The sequence below is a fragment of the Paenibacillus sp. J31R34 genome (genome assembly GCF_059383715.1).
Genome location: NZ_JBXENU010000006.1, coordinates 75,745 through 94,633, shown reverse-complemented (window position 1 = coordinate 94,633; position 18,889 = coordinate 75,745). Strand labels below are relative to the sequence as shown.

Here is an 18,889-nt window from a genome sequence, read left to right as displayed (position 1 = left end):
TTGACCCACCCGCTTTTTGTTGTTACTATTTTGTGGAAAATAGTTTTAAAGCTATCGTTCATCACTTTTCTCAAGGTGAAAAGGCTGTCACCGTCCTCGGGCGGCGCGGCTCGTTTCAGTCCGAGAAATATAAGCGTATTTATAGGTGTGAAACTTATAAATGCTTATATTTTCAAAAAGAACAGGAGGAACAAAAATGACTAAGGCTGCAATTAGCACGGAAGTAACAACGCTGCATAATGGGGTGCAAATGCCACGGCTGGGGCTTGGCGTATACTTGTCAAAAGAAGGCGATGAGGTAGAGCACGCTGTGCGTTACGCCATAGAGGCAGGGTATCGCAGTATTGATACGGCAAGCGCTTACAACAATGAAACGGGTGTGGGGCGTGCAATTGCCGATAGTGGTATTGCAAGGGACGAGCTGTTCATTACGACAAAAGTATGGAACCGGGACCAAGGCTATGAAACGACACTGCAAGCATTCGAAGCAAGCCGTAAGCGTCTAGGCCTGGATGTGATAGATTTGTATTTAGTTCATTGGCCAGTAGCCGGAAAATTTACGGAAACGTATCGCGCGCTGGAAAAGCTCTATAAGGATGGCTACGTTCGGGCAATTGGCGTGAGCAATTTTCTGCTGCCGCATTTCGACGAGCTGCTGCCAGGCTGCGAAATTAAGCCGATGGTCAATCAGGTGGAATTCCATCCGCTGCTGACACAACCCGAGCTGCAGAGCTTCTGCCGCGAGCAAGGCATCCAGCTTGAGGCTTGGAGCCCGCTCATGCAAGGAAATTTAGATGTGCCGCTGCTTCAGGGGCTGGCTGGCAAATACGGCAAAAGCCCGGCGCAGGTTGTCATTCGCTGGGATCTGCAGAAGGGCGTCATTACGATTCCTAAATCCGTTCGGAAAGAGCGCATTATCGAAAATGGCGACGTTTTTGATTTTGAGCTGACGGAAGCGGAGATTGCGGCAATTGATGGGTTGAACGAAGGCCGCCGTTATGGCTCCAATCCGATGACTTTTAATTTTTAAAGCCGGCATAAACGGCCAATGCATAATAGATCGAGTGTCATCGCATCCTAATCATGAATTTTAGCGGAACGGACTATTGACAGTTTGAACTGTAATTGATAAAATTACAGTACTAAACAGGGAGGCCGTTCACATTGAACAGCGAATTTACAATTGCCGTACACAGTCTTGTATATTTAGCTCATTTGCCGGAAAACATGGCAAGCAGCGAAATGATTGCCGTCAACGTTGGGACTCATTCGGCCCGCGTTCGCAAGGTGATGAGCGGCTTGCGCCGCAGCGGCTATGTGGATACGCGCGAAGGATCGGGCGGCGGCTATCGGCTGACGATTGATCCGAGTGTAGTAACGCTTGCCGATGTTTACCGAGTGATGGCGCAAGGTTCGCTTATTCCAAGCTGGTGCTCGGGCGATCCGGGCATGGAGTGCGTCGTTGGCTCCAATATGAACCAAGTGATGTTCCGGATTTTTTGTGAGGCGGAGAAGCAGCTTGAAGCGCATTTCAGTCACACGACCATTCAGGATGTGCTAGGCCAGATTCATGCATGTGAATAGGCAACTGATTATAAAGACGGTGTGAGGGGTATTCCCTTATCATACAACACAGCTGGAGAGGATGATTGAAATGGCAGTAGCATTAACGAAAGACAACTTTTCATCTAACGTAGAGAGCGGCGTATCTCTAGTAGATTTCTGGGCACCTTGGTGCGGACCTTGCAAAATGCAGCTTCCAATCGTTGAAGAATTGGCAACTGAGCTTGCAGGCCAAGCTACAATTGCAAAAATCAATGTCGATGAAGAGCCTGAACTGGCTTCGCAATTCGGCGTAATGAGCATTCCAACGCTTATTTTGTTCAAAGACGGACAGCCCGTTGACAAAATGGTAGGTCTGCAAAGCAAAGATGCGTTGAAAACAAAAATCAACAATCAACTGTAAGACCTTTGGTCGGACATGGATTAAATGAAGGGAAGCTGCATTGCCGGTGATTCATCGGTGTGCGGCTTCTTTTTTTGTATAAGGAAACTAAAGGATGATAACTCCGTTTACGCTTGGGCAAATTATTCTTCAAAAAGACGCAACTTCCCACAAAGCTCGGGCGTCTATAGGATATTCAGGAATGTATTGGAGGGGGAAGCAGGAGATGGGAAGCAAACAACGGTTGATTGCATTTGTTGCGCTAGTTGCGATAACAAGCAGTGTACCTACCGCCGCTTTTGCAAATGGAGCGAAGGTGACGATTGATCGCCAGACTACTCTGGCAGACAATATTTCCGGGGAGGGTTCGATGGATTCTGCGGCGAATGTATCGGTTTCGAAGGATAAGGCAGAGAAGCTGGCGCGCGAGCTTGTGAGCATTCCGAAGGAATACACGCTGCAGGGCGCTTCTTTGGCGGTCAGCGTGCTGGCACAGGGCAAACGTAATGTTTGGGGTCTTGATTTCGTCAAGAAAGTAAGCGGCAAGCATAAGGGCAGCATTTATGTTCAAATTGATGCTGACGGCGGCCAGTTGCTGTCCTTTAATTCCTATATAGACAATCCTAGCTCCAAGCCGACGTATCCGCTCAAGGTAGAGCGTGCGGCTGCCCAGGATATTGCTGCTTCCTTCATGAAGCAAATTGCAGCAGATTACGTAGGACAGGTGCGCTACAATCCCGAATACGGGGCGCAGGTGCTTCCCCCGCTGACAGGCGAGGTTGTTCATAATATTCGTTATGACCGAATGGTTAACGACATTCCTTATGTAGACAACTATATTGAACTCGATGTGGACAGTGAAGGCCATATTACCAATTATAAATTGCAATGGGACGATACGCTGCAGTTCCCAAAAGCAGACTCGCGCATTACGCTAGCGCAGGCAAATGCGAAGCTTCGCGAGCTTGCCCAGCCAGAGCTGCAATATATTGTGCCTTATAGTCCAGAAGGCCAGCACACCCCTCTGCTTAGCTACGAGATGGGCGGCTTGGCGGTAAATGCACTAGACGGCTCGCTTATTAAGAAGCTATATGATCAGACAAGCAGCGTATCTGCAACGCCAATTGCCCCAGCAGCACTCGGCGAAGCGCCAAAAGCGGGCAATTTGACCGATAAACAAGCAGTTGCACTCGTAGAGTCGACTTTTAAGCTGCCAACAGGCGCTGTGCTGTCAAATACGAGCTACAATGAGTACAGCGACGATACAACAGGCCATAACGAATCGTATTGGAACCTCAATTGGACGACGAAAAGCGGAGCCAGAGAGACGGGCTCTGTATCGGCAACCGTAGATAGCAAGACGGGGATTATTCGCAGCTATTACGCCTATGCCTACGATGGCGGGGATACGTCGGTGAAGCCTTCCCTGTCCTATGAGCAGGCGGAGAAAATCGCAATAGATACGGTTAAAAAGCAGCTTCCGTGGGCGGCAGCCCAGCTGTACGTTGTAAAGCCTGATCTGGCGAAGTACAGCGAGGCGCCTGCCGGAACGATTACTTCCTACTACATTTCTTTTGTTCGTAAAATTCAGGGAGCGACGGTGTCCTATGATCGGGTCAATGTTAATGTGGATGCCCGGACGAACGAAGTGACGATGTATGATGCCCAGTTCGCTTCCTTCGACTACCCCGCGCAAGCGCCAAAGGTCATCGAGAAAACGGAAGCGATTGAAAAGTGGCTTACCTACTATCGCACAGAACTGACGTATTATGTAGAGCGGGAATATTCCCTGCAAGGCCAGCCGATCCCTATCGAAAAATACAACCTGATGCTGGCTGCCGGTGAACTAGATTCCGAACAGGTGGAAAGCAAGACAGATGTAAAGCTTGTTTACCGCCTTGTGCCCGCTGCCATTGATGAATCCGTATTTTTGGATGCCCAAAGCGGGCAATGGCGGAATCGCGAAAGTGGAGAGGTTACGGCGCTCGAGAAGCCTAAGGCGCTTGATGTGGAGGGCCACTGGGCGCAGCGCCAGCTGGAGCTGATGGTTGCTTACAAGGCGCTGGATGTGAAGGATGGCAAGGTCCGTCCAAATGCAATTGTGACACGCGGCGAATTGATTAAAATGCTCGTGCTTGCCATGAACAGCGGCCGCGGCCCGATTGTAATGGCGAACGCGGAGGCGGGCAGTGTGGCGTTTAACGATGTGGCGAAAGGATCAGGCTATTATGTCTATGTTCAAAGCGCTCTTGAGCAAAACCTGATTGATATTGGCGATGGCACCTTTAATCCGGCGGGTGAGGTAGACCGTGAGGAAATGGCCGAGCTGATCGTGCGGGCATTGGGCTACAATACGCTGGCGAATTATGACCAGCTGTTTAATATTAATTTTAAGGATGCGGACAAAACAGAGAAAAAAGGCCAGGCGGCAATCGTGGTCGGCCTGAATATTATGTCGCTGTCGGACGGGAGCTTCCTTCCGGAGCGTAAAGTGACGCGAGCAGAGGCGGCAACGGCATTTTTCCGTTACCTGCAAACGCGAGCGGATTTGAAGGAAGCGCCGATTCGGAATTAACCTGCAGCTAAGCTGCACAAAGGCGCAGCATCTATTAGAAAACGGTTTTAAAAACGGAAGAGCTTAGGGGCAGACGAGGAAGTGTCTGACCGCTCTTCCGTTTTCTTTTTTACTGGATGCGTGGAACGTTAATCCGTTTTTTGCTTTTTGTCCGAGAAGTTGGAGACGGATTTCGTATCTTTGATATTGTCGTTTACGAAGGCCATATCCTGATTTTTTGCGTGTGTTTTGGTCGTGCCTTTGTAGTTGCCTTTATGGGTGTTGTTTTCCATTGTGCCGCACCTCCTTTGTGGGTCTATCCCTGCATTAGTATGACCGATGCGTCTGGAAGCATGCGCTGAAATCGGCAGAGCGCCTTCCGCCTATACTGATCGCCTGCTGCGCACATATGCTGAAGGAATGAGCAAAAGGCTATTGAGTATATGAAGGAGAGGGATCAGTGGAGGGGCAGACGAAGGAAATAACGAGCATTATTTTGGTTACCCGCAACCAGTTGGATTATACAAAACAATGTGTGGACAGCATACGCAAGCATACGGAAGCAGGAAGCTATGAAATACTGTTAATCGATAATGGCTCCGACGATGGAACGGTTCAATGGGCGTTGGATCAGCCTGATATGCGAGTGACCACCAATGCGGAAAATGAAGGCTTTCCAAGGGGCTGCAATCAGGGGCTGGAGCAAGCGATAGGGAGCCATCTGCTGCTGCTTAACAACGACACCGTTGTGACGCCCGGCTGGCTCGAAGGGTTGAGGCAGGCGCTGCTTAGCGATAGCAAAGTCGGTGCAGTAGGTCCAGTTACGAATTCAGCCTCCTATTGGAGCGAGGTTTCGGCGGAGTATGCGTCCTTGGAGGAGCTGGATGCTTTCGCCCAATTGCGGCGGAACGATCACGGACCACATAGATGGGAGGAGCGTGCCAAGCTGGTAGGCTTCTGCCTGTTATTGAGCCGCTCGGCGTATGAGGCAGCTGGCAGGCTGGATGAAAGCTTTGGTATCGGAAATTTTGAGGATGACGATTATTCGCTGCGGCTGCGGCTCGCCGGCTATAAGCTCCTGCTCTGCGACGATACGTTCATCCATCATCGGGGAGGCGCGAGCTTCAAGGCGGAGCCTGCCGTGTATCAAGCAGCCTATGAAAGCAACCGCAGACGTTTTGTGGAAAAATGGGGCTTTCAGCCGACGGAGGCACTCGTCATTCGCTCGGATATGGTGTCGCTGATTGAGCCCCAGCTTGAGCCTTATGAAGGGGCGGCGCCCGCGAGGCTGCTGGAAATTGGCTGTGGCTGCGGGGCAACCCTGCTGCGCTTGAAGAAACGGCTGCCGCGGGCAGAGCTGCTCGGGGTGGAGAAAAACCCTGGTGCCGCGAAGGTTGCTGCCGCCATCGGAGTGAAAGTGTATGATACGGAGCGGCCGGAGGATTGGGGCCTCGAGGCAGACAGTATGGATGGCATTATTGTTGGCGATGCCCATCAATATGGAAATTTGGAGCAGTTGAAGCAGCTCGCGGCTCTTCTAAAGCCGGGAGGTTGGCTGATCGGATCGTTTGCTAATCGCCACTATTACCGCTATATACGTCATTATTTGTCACCAAGCAATCACGGTGCGCAGCAGCAGGCAGCCTGCCTATATGGCGCAGAGCAGCTGGGGGAATTGTATGGGCAGGCTGGATTAGTTCGGACAGCGATTGCGCTTGTGCAGGACGGTCAAGAGCTGGCTGAGCAGGAGCGTCGTGTGGTGGAGGGGCTGGAGCAGGTAATTGCGCTGACTAATGAGGAGTTGAAAGGCAGGCTGACAGCGAGCGAGCTGCTTGCTTTCGGCCGCCGCGCCAAGCCAATTACAGCGCCAAACGGCTGGGCTGTGCAGGATAGGCAGTCGATTGAGCCGACTGCGAGTTATGTAGGCGATGAAGCTGCGATAGAGGAACTAGAGGAGCTATCAACGGTGAGTACAGTTTCGGAAGCGGCGCAAGAGGACGAAGCGCCGTTGGCAGAGGGAGCTGAAGAGATAGGTGGAGCTGGCGCGGGGAATGCCCAACTAAATGAACAGGGCATTCGCGAGCAAAATGATGTTGTTTTCAGTGGGGAAAGGCTTGTAATAAATCGCGAGGTTAAACAGCAATATCAGGATGTATACGAGGAGCATCTTGCCCGTTATACCTTGGCATCACATGTTGTAGACGGACTGCGGGTGCTGGATGCCGCTTGCGGGGCAGGCTATGGAGCTGCACTGCTTAAACGTTCAGGGGCGAGCGAGGTTGTTGGCATCGACATCGACGAACATTCGGTGAAGCTGGCGAAGCGGGATTATGGCGGAGAAGGTGTATATTTTGCGGTAGGCGATGTACTGCAATTGCCATTTGACGGGCAGGTATTTGATGCAGTGGTGTCTTTCGAGACGATAGAGCATGTTGCAGATGGGGCGGCTTGGATCAAGGAATCAGCGCGCGTATTAAAGGCTGGGGGATTATTCATCGTGTCTACACCGAATCGGGCGGTGACGAATCCGGCGCTTTATTTTGAGGAGCGGCCATTTAATCCCTATCATCAATTTGAGTATAGGACAGCAGAGCTGGCAGGCGAGCTGCTGCTTCATTACGATATTGTGGAGCTGTATGGACAAAATCCCATCGACGATTCCCGTATGGCAGCGATGAATGGGCTGCGGCGAATGTTCCAGCTGGAGCCGGGTCGGAAGCTGGAGCGGGTACTGCAGTCGGAAGGACATGAGCTGATTCCGCTCAGTCGCTTCAAAAGCTGCGAGCCGATGTACGTCGTGGCAGTGTGCCGCAAGAAATAAGAAACAGCGGTATTGCACTGGAATGAAAGGTGGTTTGCCCGTCTGATGGAGACGGGCAAACGGACGGTGGCAGCTACGCGCTTTTTGGCAATGGCAGCTTTTTTTATTCTAATCTTACAATGTACATATAACAATTTCGATGGCCGTTTCGGCAAAAACATCTTTAATTATTTCTCTTACCTGGCCCCATTGGAGCTTATCGAGTCCGCAGCCGATTTGCGGCATGGCCAGCTTGGCAATGCCTTCTTGCAAGCAGATGTCCCTCATGGATACAATGGCTAGGGTAAGCGTTTGGTATCCCGATTTATAAACGGGTGGGGATCAACCGGCCGAAATCAAACAGAAGCTCTGGGAAGAAATAAACAGCAAATATGAATTTGAATATGGATTCTAACTTGAAAATTCTGTCCGTGAGTTGGCTGGAACGGGTTGTTTCAACATCGCAGCAGGAGCATTTTGCTAAGCGCGTCAGCGAACTCGCCCTTTTATTGTTTATACGCATCGGGTATAATGACGAGAGCTTGTTACTTCGGAAAATGGGGTGTCTTTACGCATGGCTTTAAAAGCTGGTATCGTGGGCTTGCCGAATGTCGGCAAATCGACTTTGTTTAATGCAATTACGCAAGCGGGTGCTGAATCCGCTAACTATCCTTTTTGTACAATTGATCCTAACGTTGGTGTTGTAGAGGTACCGGACCCGCGTATGAATAGGCTCGTTGAGCTTGTAGTGCCGAAAAGCATCGTGCCTACAGCGTTTGAGTTTGTTGATATTGCCGGTCTGGTAGCAGGCGCGAGCAAGGGCGAAGGACTTGGCAACAAGTTTTTGGCGCATATCCGTGAAGTCGATGCGATTGTTCATGTCGTTCGCTGCTTCCAAGACGAGAATATTACGCATGTAGCGGGCAAAATCGACCCGATCGACGATATTCAGACCATTAACCTGGAGCTGATTTTGGCGGATATTGATTCCGTGGATAAAAAGATCGAGCGCTCCCGCAAAAATCTCAAGGGCGGCGACAAAAAAGTCGTGCAAGAGGTTGAAGTGCTTGAGCGTGTAAAAGAAGCGCTCTACAATGATATGCCAGCGCGCAGCCTGGAGCTGTCCGATGACGAGAAGCTGCTTATTCGCGATCTTCATTTGCTGACCATGAAGCCTGTGCTTTATGCAGCCAATGTTAGCGAAGCAGAAGTTGCCGATACGGACAATAATGAATTCGTTAATAAAGTACGTGAGTTTGCAGCTGCTGAAAATGCAGAAGTGGTGCCCATTTCCGCTCGCGTTGAGGAAGAGATTGCTGAGCTGGAAGGCGAAGACAAGGCAATGTTCCTTGAGGAGCTTGGTCTTGCGGAGTCGGGACTTAACCGTCTAATTCGTGCGGCTTACAAGCTGCTTGGCCTTTATACGTATTTTACGGCAGGCGTGCAGGAAGTCCGCGCTTGGACGATCCGCAGCGGAACGAAAGCGCCGCAGGCAGCTGGCGTTATTCATACGGATTTTGAGCGTGGCTTTATTCGCGCCGAGATCGTATCGTTTGACGATTTGTCTGCTGCCGGTTCGATGAACGTGGCGAAAGAGCGTGGTCAGGTTCGCCTGGAAGGTAAGGACTATGTCGTAAAAGACGGCGATGTTATACATTTCCGCTTCAACGTTTAGATTTTTGAGGCAAGAAGGAGCTTTCGGTCTGCTTTGTGAGCGGATTCGGAGGCTCTTTCGTCTAAGTAGACGAGGATAGCAAGCGGAGAAGTAGAAAACTGGGCGCGGCGGCAGTAATTCGCTTGTCGATAGAATGCTGCGCATATGTTATAATGGAGTATCAAAGTGTGATAACAGAGGTGAATGATGGTGTTGGACCGTTTACAAGCACTAGCTGATCGTTACGAGAAGCTGAGTGAATTGCTGTGTGATCCAGATGTAGCAAGTGATCCGAAGCGTCTGCGGGAATATTCCAAGGAGCAGTCCGATCTGCAACAATCTTATGAAGCTTTTACTGAATATAAACAAGTGTCGGAGCAACTGGACGATGCGAAGGTTATGCAGGGCGAGAAGCTGGATGACGAAATGCGCGAGATGGTCAAGATGGAGATTGATGAGCTGTCTGACCGCAAGGAAGAGCTGGAAGAAAAAATTAAAATTTTGCTTCTGCCGAAAGATCCGAACGATGACAAAAACGTTATCGTGGAAATTCGCGGCGCAGCTGGCGGCGACGAAGCAGCTTTATTCGCTTATGAGCTGTACCGTATGTACACGAAGTTTGCGGATACGCAAGGCTGGCGTGTAGAGCTGATGGATTTTAATGAAAATGACTTGGGCGGCTTTAAAGAGGTTATTTTCATGATTACGGGCAAAGGCGCCTACAGCAAGCTGAAATTCGAGAGCGGCGCTCATCGGGTACAGCGTATTCCGGTAACGGAATCTGGCGGCCGTATTCATACGTCTACTTCTACTGTTTCGGTTATGCCGGAGGTTGAGGAAGTGGAAGTCGAGATTTTCGACAAGGATATTCGGGTGGATACGTTCTGTTCCAGCGGCGCAGGCGGCCAGTCGGTTAATACGACAAAATCCGCTGTCCGGGTACTTCACGTACCGACGGGCATTATGGCGACTTGCCAAGACGGCAAATCGCAAAATGAAAACAAAGCTAAAGCGCTGCAAGTATTGCGTGCGCGTATTGTTGATGTACAGCGTCAAGAGGAAGAAGCGAAATATGCCGGCGAGCGTAAAAGCAAAGTCGGAACGGGCGACCGCAGTGAGCGGATTCGCACGTATAATTTCCCACAGAGCCGCGTGACGGATCACCGTATTGGACTTACGCTGCATAAGCTGGATTCCGTAATGAACGGCGATATGGCTGAAATCATTTCGTCGCTGACGATTGCCGAGCAAGCGGACATTATGGAGAGAGAACTGAACTAACTTAAGTACTTTCCAAAGTAAGCTGCCGATTAAGGCATGCTGCATGAAGAGGCAGGGTTTTCGAGCATTAGTGCTTGGAGAGCCTGCCTTTTATGCGGCTTTGCGTTTTATTGCTGAGTGTACAGGGAAGTAAAGAAAGGGACGTTGGATACATGGGCGACAATAACAAGGGGTGGAGCGTTTTGCTGCCTTGTACCATTAGAGAAGCCTGCTTGCAGGCTTCTTCGTTTTTGGCGGGGCAGGGCGTTGAGGAGCCGCGCAATAATGCGGAGCTGCTGCTCCTGCATCTGCTCGGCATCGGACGTATGGAATTGCTGCGCGACGGGGGCGACCCTTTCCCGAGTGAGCTGGCTCCAGCATGGGACGAGCTCACCCAGCGAAAAGGGAATGGCGAGCCGGTGCAATATATCATCGGCGAGCAGTGGTTTTACAGCAGGCCGTTTGCGGTTACGCCGGCCGTGCTAATTCCGCGGCCCGAGACGGAGCTGCTCGTCGAGGCTGTGCTTGAGGCGGCGGATCGCCTGTGGCCGGAATCGGCACAGGCGGAAGCAGAGGACGCGCCAGTGGAAGGTGCGACTGAGGTGGGGCTTGCTGCCGCTGAGAGCAATAGCGGTAGCGAGCATGCGGAGCCAGAGGGCGCGTCAGCTATAGCGGAGGACGCTACGAAGGGCTGGGCTGCGCGGCCGACGGTGCTTGATGTCGGCACGGGCAGCGGCGCCATCGGCGTGACGCTGGCTGCGCTGCGTCCGCTCTGGCGCGTGTGCGCGTCCGATCTTTCGCCGGACGCGCTGGCTGTCGCCCGCACGAATGCGGCCCGCCATGGAGCGGCAGGCCGCATGGCGTTCGTGCAGGGCGACCTGCTGGCGCCGTTCCTCGGAACGGGCGGCGCCGCCGCAGACCAAGCACTCGGCGCGGCAGACCTCCGCGTCGATGTGCTGGTGTCCAATCCGCCGTATATACCGGCGGATGACCTCCCGGGCTTGCAGCGCGAGGTGCGGGATTACGAGCCGCACCTCGCACTGGATGGCGGAGCGGACGGGCTGGACCCGTACCGCCGCATGGTAGAGCAGCTGCCGCTGCTAAGGCAACTGCCGCGCATCGTCGCCTTCGAGCTGGGCATGGGCCAAGCGGAGGCGGTGGCGAAGCTTCTAAGGGAAGCGGGAGCATGGGACGAGGTGCGGACGATTACGGATTATGGCGGCATTGACCGCCATGTTATCGCGGTTCGCACTAACGGCTAGGCAGGATGAACAATCTCACTTGTAGGCTACTGTTCTGCTATTTCTCGGACTGAAACGCGCCGTGCCCTCACAGGACGGCGTCAGTTGTTTACGCTTGAAATATAAGCATGTATAAGTACACACTTGTAATAGGCTTATATTTAATCGCGAAACGGTAGCTTTGCATTACAGGCTGGCGACATCCGTTTACACTTGTCTATTAAAATTTAATAGTTTCGAGGTTTATAGAACGGGAATCGCGGACATACTTACGGATAGATACGTTCCGGAACGCAAGCAGAGGTACCGACGGGTGCCATCGAGAGGAGCTTGTGTATGTCCCGCAATTATTCCCGTATTTCTTATCGTAGATCCGTTGTTCTTATTATGGTGGTGCTTGCTGTACTTGTGATGAGCTGGGAGCTGCAAAAGGTAGATGCCGCTGTAGCTGGCAGTCATATTCCGGAGGAGTCGATCAGGCTCCGCATATTGGCTAATTCCGACGCCCCTGCCGATCAGGCAGTTAAACGCGTCGTTCGTGATGCTGTGGTCGAGGCGATGAACAGCTGGGTGACTGGACCGCAGACAATAGAGGAAGCTCGTGCAACGATGCGTCAGCATATGGGCGAGATGGAGCTTTTGGTTGGCAAAGTATTGAGCAGCCGGGGTTTTGATTATGAGTTTCACATTGAGCTTGGCCAGGTTCCTTTCCCTACTAAAATGTACGGAAGTGAAGTATATCCCGCAGGCAGCTACGAAGCGCTGCTCATTACGTTAGGCGAAGGCAAAGGACAAAACTGGTGGTGCGTGCTGTTTCCGCCGCTTTGCTTCATCGACGCAGCTTCCGGAGAAGCGGTAGCCGCCGATGGCGAGGTGGAGGCAGCAAACGCAGCAAGCAAGGCAGAATCGAAAGAAGCGAAAGCATCTGTAGAAAAGGCGTCCGTACAAAAAGAAAATGCCGGCGAAGTTGTCCATGCCAAGCAGGATTCTGCTCCTAACACAGCGGAAGGCGAAGCGCCGGAAGCAAAGTTTTTCCTTTGGGAAATGCTGCAAAAGCTGATTGCTTGGGTGCAAAGCTTGTTTGCTTAGGGCTTGTATGCAGACTTAAGTAAGCCAGATTCAGATCGAATGTAGTGTCAAACGTAATGCCTCTCCTACTAGGAATGTCATACCTCATAAAGGTGAACATGTTTTTTTGAAAGTTAGCATCATATTCATCGTTTCAGGTGGTTACACCCTGCGCAAAGATAGAATTGGCGGACAGAGAAGCCGCTATATCAACAAGATCACCGGAAAGGCAACGGTGGCGGACTCAGGAGCCGCTAATGCGCTGCCTTTAGCCATTTTGACGGGATAATGAGCATTATAACGGATTTCCTGTCCGCTTATGGTCAGAAATCGAGTCGAGAGCGAGAATAGCGGATTCTCAGTCCTCCAAAAAGGAGGGACCGTGTGGAGCTGCACGGTTTCGGCAATGCCGCTTAGCCACATTGGCTCAGCGACCGCGGTCTTTGCAACAATCACATGCTTCGGTTTTCAGGCATCAATTCGCCAGATGAGATTGGCCTCGATTAAGCTCTGAGCAAGGAGTGGCAGGTCTACTTACGTTTGCATGCACACCTTAGCATACAGCAGCCAATAGAGTGATTTGAGCCAGTGAGCATCCGTGGGCTGCGGTTATGCTGCTGGCTCCGTTTTTATCCAAGCGTATGGTATACTAACGGGAGTATACGAACTAGAAGGATGACTATAACAGAGCAAGGATTGAAGGATAGAGATGACTACAACGAAGGTATGGCGCATGACGGACCAATACGCGGAGGCTTCTATCGCGGAAGCAGCGGAACTGCTTCGCCGTGGAGAGCTCGTGGCTTTCCCGACGGAGACGGTGTATGGTCTTGGGGCCGATGCTCGCAGCTCGGAGGCCGTGGCGCAGATTTTTCAGGCCAAAGGCCGCCCCTCCGATAATCCGCTTATTGTTCACATCGCAAATATTGCGCAGCTCGATGAACTGGTGCTGCCTTATTCGTTGCTTGCGAAGCAACTGATGGAGCAGCTGTGGCCGGGGCCGCTCACGCTTGTGCTTCCCGTTCAGCCGGGAGTGGTGTCGCCGCTTGTGACGGCGGGCTTGTCCACGGTCGGCGTGCGGATGCCTTCCCATCCGGTAGCGCTGCGCCTCCTAGCAGCCGCTGGCTGTCCAGTTGCCGCGCCGAGCGCTAATCGCTCAGGTAGGCCCAGCCCAACGCTCGCCGAGCATGTGGCTGAAGACCTTAGTGGCCGTATCGGCGGCATTGTCGATGGCGGCGCTACAGGCATCGGCCTTGAATCGACCGTCATTGAACTGATGGGCGAGCAGGTGCTTCGTATTTTGCGCCCCGGAGGCGTAACGGTGGAGCAGCTGCGCCAAGCGGCGCCGCAAGCGGAGATTGATGCGCCTGCGGATGCCGAATCGGCAGCGGAGGAGCTTGCCGCCCCGCGCTCCCCGGGTATGAAATACACGCATTATGCGCCTAAGGGCGAGCTTAGCATCGTGGAAGGAAGCTCAGCCGCGAGGCGTGTTGCTTATATGCAGGAGCAGGTGTCGCAGGCTGCAAACGCTGGACTGAAAGCAGGCGTGCTCGTGTTCAATGAGCAGGCCGCTGCTATGGAAGGCGGCTCCGCCCTCGTGCTCACTTATGGGAGTGGGCAGCAGCTGGAGCAGGCTGCGCATCGTCTATATGCGGCATTGCGCCAGTTTGATGCTGCTGGCGTGCAGCGAATTTGGGCAGAAGGCTGCGTGCCGGAAGGTATTGGAGCTGCGCTTATGAATCGGCTGCTCAAGGCAGCTGGCCATCGCATTAATCAGGTTTAAGGGTGAAACAAGCTTAAGCCAGTGCCCTATTTTTCACTAGGATAGTTGAAGCCTGTGCCTGTCGTGCCGATTATGCAGTTATGTGAATCAAGCTTTGGAGTTTGCCTAACATGATACAAGGGTAAGAATAGCTCCAGGATCGATTAAACAAGCTATAGTATGTTTGTCCCCATGCCCGCATATGTTGAAGTATTAATGTTTGCGGACGTGGGGGGAGATCGTTTTGTGGGGTAGCCATATGCTTGGAGGGCAATTTGTTACACTGCTGCTTATGGCGGTTGCGCTTGGCATGGATGCTTTTTCACTAGGAATTGGAATTGGGCTGCGCGGCATTCGCTGGCTCCATATGATAAGATTAAGTGCCATTATCGGTTTATTTCATATTATTATGCCGCTCGGGGGCATGTACGCTGGGGGATTCGTCAGCGGCATGCTCGGTCATGTAGCAACGGCTGCTGCTGGTGTGCTGCTGGTGCTGCTCGGTGGGCATATGATTTATAGCTCCTTGCGGGGAGAAGATGCACAAACCTTTGATCACCGCACGATTTGGGGAACGATGCTGTTCGCGCTTGGCGTCAGCGCTGATTCTTTTTCCGTTGGCGTAACGCTCGGCATGTTTGCAGCCGATTTGCTGTTGACGGTGCTGCTGTTTGGTTTTTTTGGCAGTATGATGTCGATCATAGGGCTGCTGCTGGGACAAAGGGTCAGTCATAAGCTGGGCGGCTATGGCGAAGCATGCGGCGGCGCGGTGCTGCTCGTGTTTGGTTTAATATTTATTTTCTGAAAATATAATGATTTATAAGTTTACATGTATAAATAGAATTGTATTTCATCGCGAAACGGAAGCTTTGCCGCCAAAGGACGGCTTCAGCCGTTTATGCTTGAAATATAAGAATTTATAAGTTGGACATCTATAAATACGCAAATATTTCTCGGACTGAAACGAGCTGCACCGCCAGAGGACAAGGGCAGCCGTTTCACCTTGGTACACATAGAAAGGGGCATGCGGCGTGAAGCGCATTTTGTTCATTTGTACGGGAAATACCTGTCGTTCTCCGATGGCGGAGGCGATGCTGAAAAATATGGCGGGCCAGCAGGACGTAGCGATTGAAGTACGTTCGGCAGGCATTTCGACGATCGATGGTTTGGCCGTTTCCGGCCATGCGACAGAGGTGCTGCGCGGTTATGGCATTGAACATCAGAGCTCTTCGTGCGCGCTGACTGGAGAAGCGGTGAAATGGGCTGACCTCGTGCTGACGATGACCGCCAGCCACAAAAGAGGACTGCTCCAATGGTTTCCTGAAGCCGTCGACAAAGCACATACGCTCAAAGAGTATGTAAATCAGGATACAGGTGTACTGGCAGACATTAGGGAGCTGGAGCAGCTGTACACGGAGCTGCATATGAAGCAGACGCTGGGACAGCAGTTAAGCGATGGCGAACGCAATCGTCTGCTAGCGCTGGAGCGCCGCATACCGAGCTTTGATATTATAGACCCGTTTGGCGGAACACTTGGGAATTACAAAAGCTGCGCCGAGGAAATTCGCAGCTGCTTGCAGCTGCTGCTCTTGCGTTTAAAGCAGGAATAAGCGGATAGCTGCGGCGACGCAAAAGGGAAAGCGCGAATTTAGGTGCAGGAACGATTGATTTTTCAAAATAATTCGGCTATGATGGGTACAGATATACGGTTTCCGATGTGACTGGCGACGGAAGTGGGTAACCACGGTGGAGCATCGGAACATACGGCCGGTCGCCTGGGCAAAGAGCAGCATGCTGAAGAGCATGTCATGCTCTTTTTTCGTCTTTTGGGACAAATTTAGGTATAATAAAAGCGTCGAATTGCGGAAGCGGAGTTCATGTGCCGAGCACCGCAAGTATCAATGCAAGTGCAGCATCGTCATACTTTGGAGGAGGTTTATACGTGAAAATTGCCATTGGGGCCGATCATGCCGGCTATCGGCTGAAGGACGAAATTGTACCATTTCTGCTATCGCTTGGACACGAAATTGAAGATTTCGGTTGTGACTGCAATCAATCGGTTGATTACCCGGACTATGCACTGCCTGTAGCTGAAAAGGTGGCAAGCGGGGAAGTGGACCGCGGCATTCTCATTTGTGGAACAGGCATTGGCATGTCGATTGCCGCTAATAAGGTTAAAGGCATCCGCTGTGCGCTGGTGCACGATTTATTTTCCGCCAAAGCGACGCGCGAGCATAATGATACGAATGTAATTGCACTGGGTGAGCGTGTCATTGGCCCAGGTGTTGCACAGGAAATTCTTCGCATTTGGCTGGACACGCCATTCTCCGGCGGCGAACGCCATGCGGGACGCATTGATAAAGTAGGCCAAATCGAGCAAAAATATAACGCTTAAGCTAAATGAGCGCGGAATAAGGCGTTGTTCCATGCTTGCATGGAAACGGTTAGTCAGACAAGGAGGTCGCCTGCGATGGGAGCAAACGAGGAAACGATAGCGATAGCAAGTGCAGTAGAGACGATCGTTCGCGAGCTTGCGGCAGCGGGCAGCCTGCGGGCTGGACAGCTTCTCGTCATCGGCACGAGCACGAGCGAGGTGCTGGGCCGGCGCATTGGAACGTCGGGCACACTTCAAGCTGCTGCGGAAATTTTCGCTGGAGTGGAGGCAGTGCGCCGCGACATTGGCTTTTATCCCGTATATCAATGCTGCGAGCATTTAAACCGTGCGCTCGTTATCGAGCGTGATGCCGCTGAACGCTATGGGCTTGAACAGGTCGCAGCGGTTCCCGTTCCGAAGGCAGGAGGCTCCATGGCGGCTTACGCCTATCGGCACATCAGCGATGCTATCCTCGTCGAGACGGTAGCCGCTCATGCTGGCATAGATATCGGCGATACCTTCATCGGTATGCATTTGCGCAGAGTAGCGGTTCCGGTGCGGCCTTCTATCCGCAGCATTGGCGAGGCGCATGTCACGATGGCGGTTACGCGGCCAAAGCTGATTGGCGGTGTGCGTGCGGTGTATGAGCTTGGTGGCGTGGCAGACAGCCGTGATGCTGTTGTGTTGACTCCGGAGCAGTCGGCCGGGACTTGCGATTAATCATTAGTATTTCATAAGCGTTTATTATTGGCGGATCGAGCGTATATCCCGTAGAGCATGTATCTGACGAGCATATCCTGCTTAATCCTTATTTATATAACAAGTACACACTACTGAGGAGGCAATTAAAATGGAAAATCTACGTAAACAAGATCCAGAGGTTTTGAAAGCAATGGGACTGGAATTACAGCGTCAACGCGATAACATCGAGCTAATCGCATCAGAAAATATCGTAAGCGAAGCTGTTCTGGAAGCTTTGGGTTCTGCTTTGACGAATAAATATGCAGAAGGCTACCCAGGCAAACGCTTCTACGGCGGTTGTGAGCATGTGGACATCGTGGAAGATATCGCACGCGATCGTGCAAAAGAACTGTTTGGCGCAGACCATGCCAACGTACAGCCGCATTCCGGCGCACAAGCGAACATGGCTGTTTATTTGGCGGCGCTTAAGCCTGGCGACACGGTACTGGGCATGAATTTGGCACATGGTGGCCACTTGACGCACGGCAGCCCGGTTAATGCTTCCGGCTTGCTTTACAACTTTGTAGCATACGGCGTAAATGAAGAATCCTTCACGATTGATTATGAAGAAGTTCGCAAAGCGGCATTCAAGCACCGCCCTCGCATGATCGTAGCTGGTGCATCTGCATACCCGCGTATTATTGATTTCGAAAAAATGGCTAAAATCGCCAACGATGTAGGCGCGCTATTTTTTGTAGATATGGCTCATATTGCAGGTCTTGTGGCTGCTGGTCTTCATCCTAACCCAGTGCCGCATGCACATTTCGTTACAACAACAACGCACAAAACGCTTCGCGGTCCTCGCGGCGGCTTGATCTTGTGCCGCAAAGAGTGGGCAGCTGCGATCGACAAAGCGGTATTCCCAGGTACACAAGGCGGCCCTCTGATGCACGTTATTGCGGCTAAAGCAGTAGCGCTCGGCGAAGCTTTGCAGCCATCGTTCAAAACATACGCGCAAAACGTTGTGATTAATGCTGCGGTTCTGTCCGATACGCTCGTTGCTGAAGGCATTAACATCGTATCCGGCGGCACAGACAACCACCTGATGCTGATCGACACGCGTACCCTGAACATCACAGGCAAGGAAGCCGAGCACGTGCTGGATTCAATCGGTATTACAGCTAACAAAAACGCGATTCCTTTCGATCCAACGAGCCCGTTCATCACTAGCGGTATCCGTCTTGGAACGCCAGCTGCCACTTCGCGCGGCATGGATGAGAAAGCGATGAAAGTAATCGGCGAAGTGATCGCTGTTACGCTGAAAAATCCGAAGGATGAGGCAACGCTTGAAAAATCCCGCCAAATCGTTCGCGATCTGACATCGCAATATCCGCTTTATCCAGAACTGAAATACTAATCTTAAACTTTTGAAAAATGCCGCATAGGGCTTCGGCCTCTATGCGGCATTTTTGCGTATAAACAAGCGTATGAAGGCTTTCGTTCCATTATTAAAAGGGATTTTTATTCATTTTTGGTAGATATATTATGCA

Annotated in this window: 18 protein-coding genes and 1 riboswitch; of the genes, 17 read left to right on the top strand and 1 reads right to left on the bottom strand. The window is 51.8% G+C overall.

The annotated features are described in order from the left end of the window. The first annotated feature begins 196 nt into the window (after window positions 1-196). From AC50YG_RS17620 to AC50YG_RS17605, 4 genes are all read left to right on the top strand, one after another. Window positions 197-1,030: an aldo/keto reductase gene (locus tag AC50YG_RS17620; protein ID WP_494828242.1), complete on the top strand. Its 834-nt coding sequence runs from the start codon at window positions 197-199 to the stop codon at window positions 1,028-1,030. Window positions 1,031-1,164: 134 nt separating this feature from the next. Beyond that, window positions 1,165-1,584, top strand: a complete 420-nt coding sequence (locus tag AC50YG_RS17615; protein ID WP_338553454.1) for an RrF2 family transcriptional regulator — start codon at window positions 1,165-1,167, stop codon at window positions 1,582-1,584. A gap of 70 nt (window positions 1,585-1,654) precedes the next feature. Continuing rightward, window positions 1,655-1,966 (top strand): thioredoxin, encoded by a 312-nt coding sequence (gene trxA / locus AC50YG_RS17610; RefSeq protein ID WP_046231307.1) that lies wholly within the window; start codon window positions 1,655-1,657, stop codon window positions 1,964-1,966. Between the two features lie 205 nt (window positions 1,967-2,171). Next, entirely contained in the window at window positions 2,172-4,520 is a 2,349-nt protein-coding gene (locus AC50YG_RS17605) for an S-layer homology domain-containing protein (protein ID WP_494828241.1), read from the top strand. A gap of 128 nt (window positions 4,521-4,648) precedes the next feature. Here AC50YG_RS17605 and AC50YG_RS17600 read toward each other — a convergent pair whose 3' ends face one another. Continuing rightward, window positions 4,649-4,792, bottom strand: a complete 144-nt coding sequence (locus tag AC50YG_RS17600) for a hypothetical protein (RefSeq protein ID WP_341279942.1) — start codon at window positions 4,790-4,792, stop codon at window positions 4,649-4,651. Between the two features lie 167 nt (window positions 4,793-4,959). On the opposite strand from AC50YG_RS17600, the gene AC50YG_RS17595 reads away from it, so the two are divergent. The 13 genes from AC50YG_RS17595 (at window position 4,960) to glyA (ending at window position 18,756) form a co-directional block, all read left to right on the top strand. After that, a complete protein-coding gene (locus AC50YG_RS17595; protein ID WP_494828240.1) occupies window positions 4,960-7,320 on the top strand; it encodes a methyltransferase domain-containing protein in 2,361 nt (786 codons plus the stop codon). Between the two features lie 45 nt (window positions 7,321-7,365). After that, the gene (locus tag AC50YG_RS17590; protein ID WP_494828239.1) at window positions 7,366-7,602 is read left to right on the top strand and encodes a hypothetical protein; all 237 of its coding nucleotides are present in this window, start codon (window positions 7,366-7,368) and stop codon (window positions 7,600-7,602) included. A 271-nt stretch (window positions 7,603-7,873) separates the two neighbouring features. Then, the gene (gene ychF, locus AC50YG_RS17585) at window positions 7,874-8,974 is read left to right on the top strand and encodes a redox-regulated ATPase YchF (RefSeq protein WP_341279938.1); all 1,101 of its coding nucleotides are present in this window, start codon (window positions 7,874-7,876) and stop codon (window positions 8,972-8,974) included. 189 nt (window positions 8,975-9,163) lie between these two features. Continuing rightward, window positions 9,164-10,234 (top strand): peptide chain release factor 1, encoded by a 1,071-nt coding sequence (gene prfA, locus AC50YG_RS17580; RefSeq protein WP_341283095.1) that lies wholly within the window; start codon window positions 9,164-9,166, stop codon window positions 10,232-10,234. A 152-nt stretch (window positions 10,235-10,386) separates the two neighbouring features. Beyond that, the gene (locus AC50YG_RS17575; protein ID WP_494828238.1) at window positions 10,387-11,475 is read left to right on the top strand and encodes a N5-glutamine methyltransferase family protein; all 1,089 of its coding nucleotides are present in this window, start codon (window positions 10,387-10,389) and stop codon (window positions 11,473-11,475) included. 315 nt (window positions 11,476-11,790) lie between these two features. Continuing rightward, complete coding sequence (gene spoIIR, locus AC50YG_RS17570; RefSeq protein ID WP_494828237.1) at window positions 11,791-12,543, top strand: stage II sporulation protein R; 753 nt, start codon at window positions 11,791-11,793, stop codon at window positions 12,541-12,543. A gap of 106 nt (window positions 12,544-12,649) precedes the next feature. Then, on the top strand, window positions 12,650-12,811 hold the full coding sequence (locus AC50YG_RS17565) for a hypothetical protein (protein ID WP_494828236.1): 162 nt from the start codon (window positions 12,650-12,652) through the stop codon (window positions 12,809-12,811). Between the two features lie 420 nt (window positions 12,812-13,231). Continuing rightward, window positions 13,232-14,305, top strand: a complete 1,074-nt coding sequence (locus tag AC50YG_RS17560) for an L-threonylcarbamoyladenylate synthase (protein WP_494828235.1) — start codon at window positions 13,232-13,234, stop codon at window positions 14,303-14,305. A gap of 238 nt (window positions 14,306-14,543) precedes the next feature. Next, a complete protein-coding gene (locus AC50YG_RS17555; protein ID WP_494828783.1) occupies window positions 14,544-15,089 on the top strand; it encodes a manganese efflux pump MntP in 546 nt (181 codons plus the stop codon). 226 nt (window positions 15,090-15,315) lie between these two features. Continuing rightward, window positions 15,316-15,894: a low molecular weight protein arginine phosphatase gene (locus AC50YG_RS17550; protein ID WP_473756133.1), complete on the top strand. Its 579-nt coding sequence runs from the start codon at window positions 15,316-15,318 to the stop codon at window positions 15,892-15,894. Window positions 15,895-15,991: 97 nt separating this feature from the next. Continuing rightward, window positions 15,992-16,072: riboswitch (ZMP/ZTP riboswitch) on the top strand. Between the two features lie 154 nt (window positions 16,073-16,226). After that, window positions 16,227-16,679: a ribose 5-phosphate isomerase B gene (gene rpiB / locus AC50YG_RS17545; RefSeq protein ID WP_494828234.1), complete on the top strand. Its 453-nt coding sequence runs from the start codon at window positions 16,227-16,229 to the stop codon at window positions 16,677-16,679. 75 nt (window positions 16,680-16,754) lie between these two features. Continuing rightward, window positions 16,755-17,378 carry a TIGR01440 family protein gene (locus tag AC50YG_RS17540; RefSeq protein ID WP_494828233.1) on the top strand — a complete coding sequence of 208 codons (624 nt, stop codon included), beginning with the start codon at window positions 16,755-16,757 and terminating at the stop codon, window positions 17,376-17,378. A gap of 130 nt (window positions 17,379-17,508) precedes the next feature. Next, window positions 17,509-18,756: a serine hydroxymethyltransferase gene (glyA, locus tag AC50YG_RS17535; RefSeq protein WP_494828232.1), complete on the top strand. Its 1,248-nt coding sequence runs from the start codon at window positions 17,509-17,511 to the stop codon at window positions 18,754-18,756. Window positions 18,757-18,889 lie beyond the last annotated feature (133 nt).

Excerpts from the sequence above, each read along its gene's own strand:
- AC50YG_RS17620 (WP_494828242.1), top strand. The coding sequence starts at position 197 with ATGACTAAGGCTGCAATTAGCACGGAAGTAACAACGCTGCATAATGGG.
- trxA (WP_046231307.1), top strand. The coding sequence starts at position 1,655 with ATGGCAGTAGCATTAACGAAAGACAACTTTTCATCTAACGTAGAGAGC.
- AC50YG_RS17605 (WP_494828241.1), top strand. The coding sequence starts at position 2,172 with ATGGGAAGCAAACAACGGTTGATTGCATTTGTTGCGCTAGTTGCGATA.
- AC50YG_RS17600 (WP_341279942.1), bottom strand. The coding sequence starts at position 4,792 with ATGGAAAACAACACCCATAAAGGCAACTACAAAGGCACGACCAAAACA.
- AC50YG_RS17590 (WP_494828239.1), top strand. The coding sequence starts at position 7,366 with ATGGAGACGGGCAAACGGACGGTGGCAGCTACGCGCTTTTTGGCAATG.
- ychF (WP_341279938.1), top strand. The coding sequence starts at position 7,874 with ATGGCTTTAAAAGCTGGTATCGTGGGCTTGCCGAATGTCGGCAAATCG.
- AC50YG_RS17575 (WP_494828238.1), top strand. The coding sequence starts at position 10,387 with ATGGGCGACAATAACAAGGGGTGGAGCGTTTTGCTGCCTTGTACCATT.
- spoIIR (WP_494828237.1), top strand. The coding sequence starts at position 11,791 with ATGTCCCGCAATTATTCCCGTATTTCTTATCGTAGATCCGTTGTTCTT.
- AC50YG_RS17560 (WP_494828235.1), top strand. The coding sequence starts at position 13,232 with ATGACTACAACGAAGGTATGGCGCATGACGGACCAATACGCGGAGGCT.
- AC50YG_RS17555 (WP_494828783.1), top strand. The coding sequence starts at position 14,544 with ATGCTTGGAGGGCAATTTGTTACACTGCTGCTTATGGCGGTTGCGCTT.
- AC50YG_RS17540 (WP_494828233.1), top strand. The coding sequence starts at position 16,755 with ATGGGAGCAAACGAGGAAACGATAGCGATAGCAAGTGCAGTAGAGACG.
- glyA (WP_494828232.1), top strand. The coding sequence starts at position 17,509 with ATGGAAAATCTACGTAAACAAGATCCAGAGGTTTTGAAAGCAATGGGA.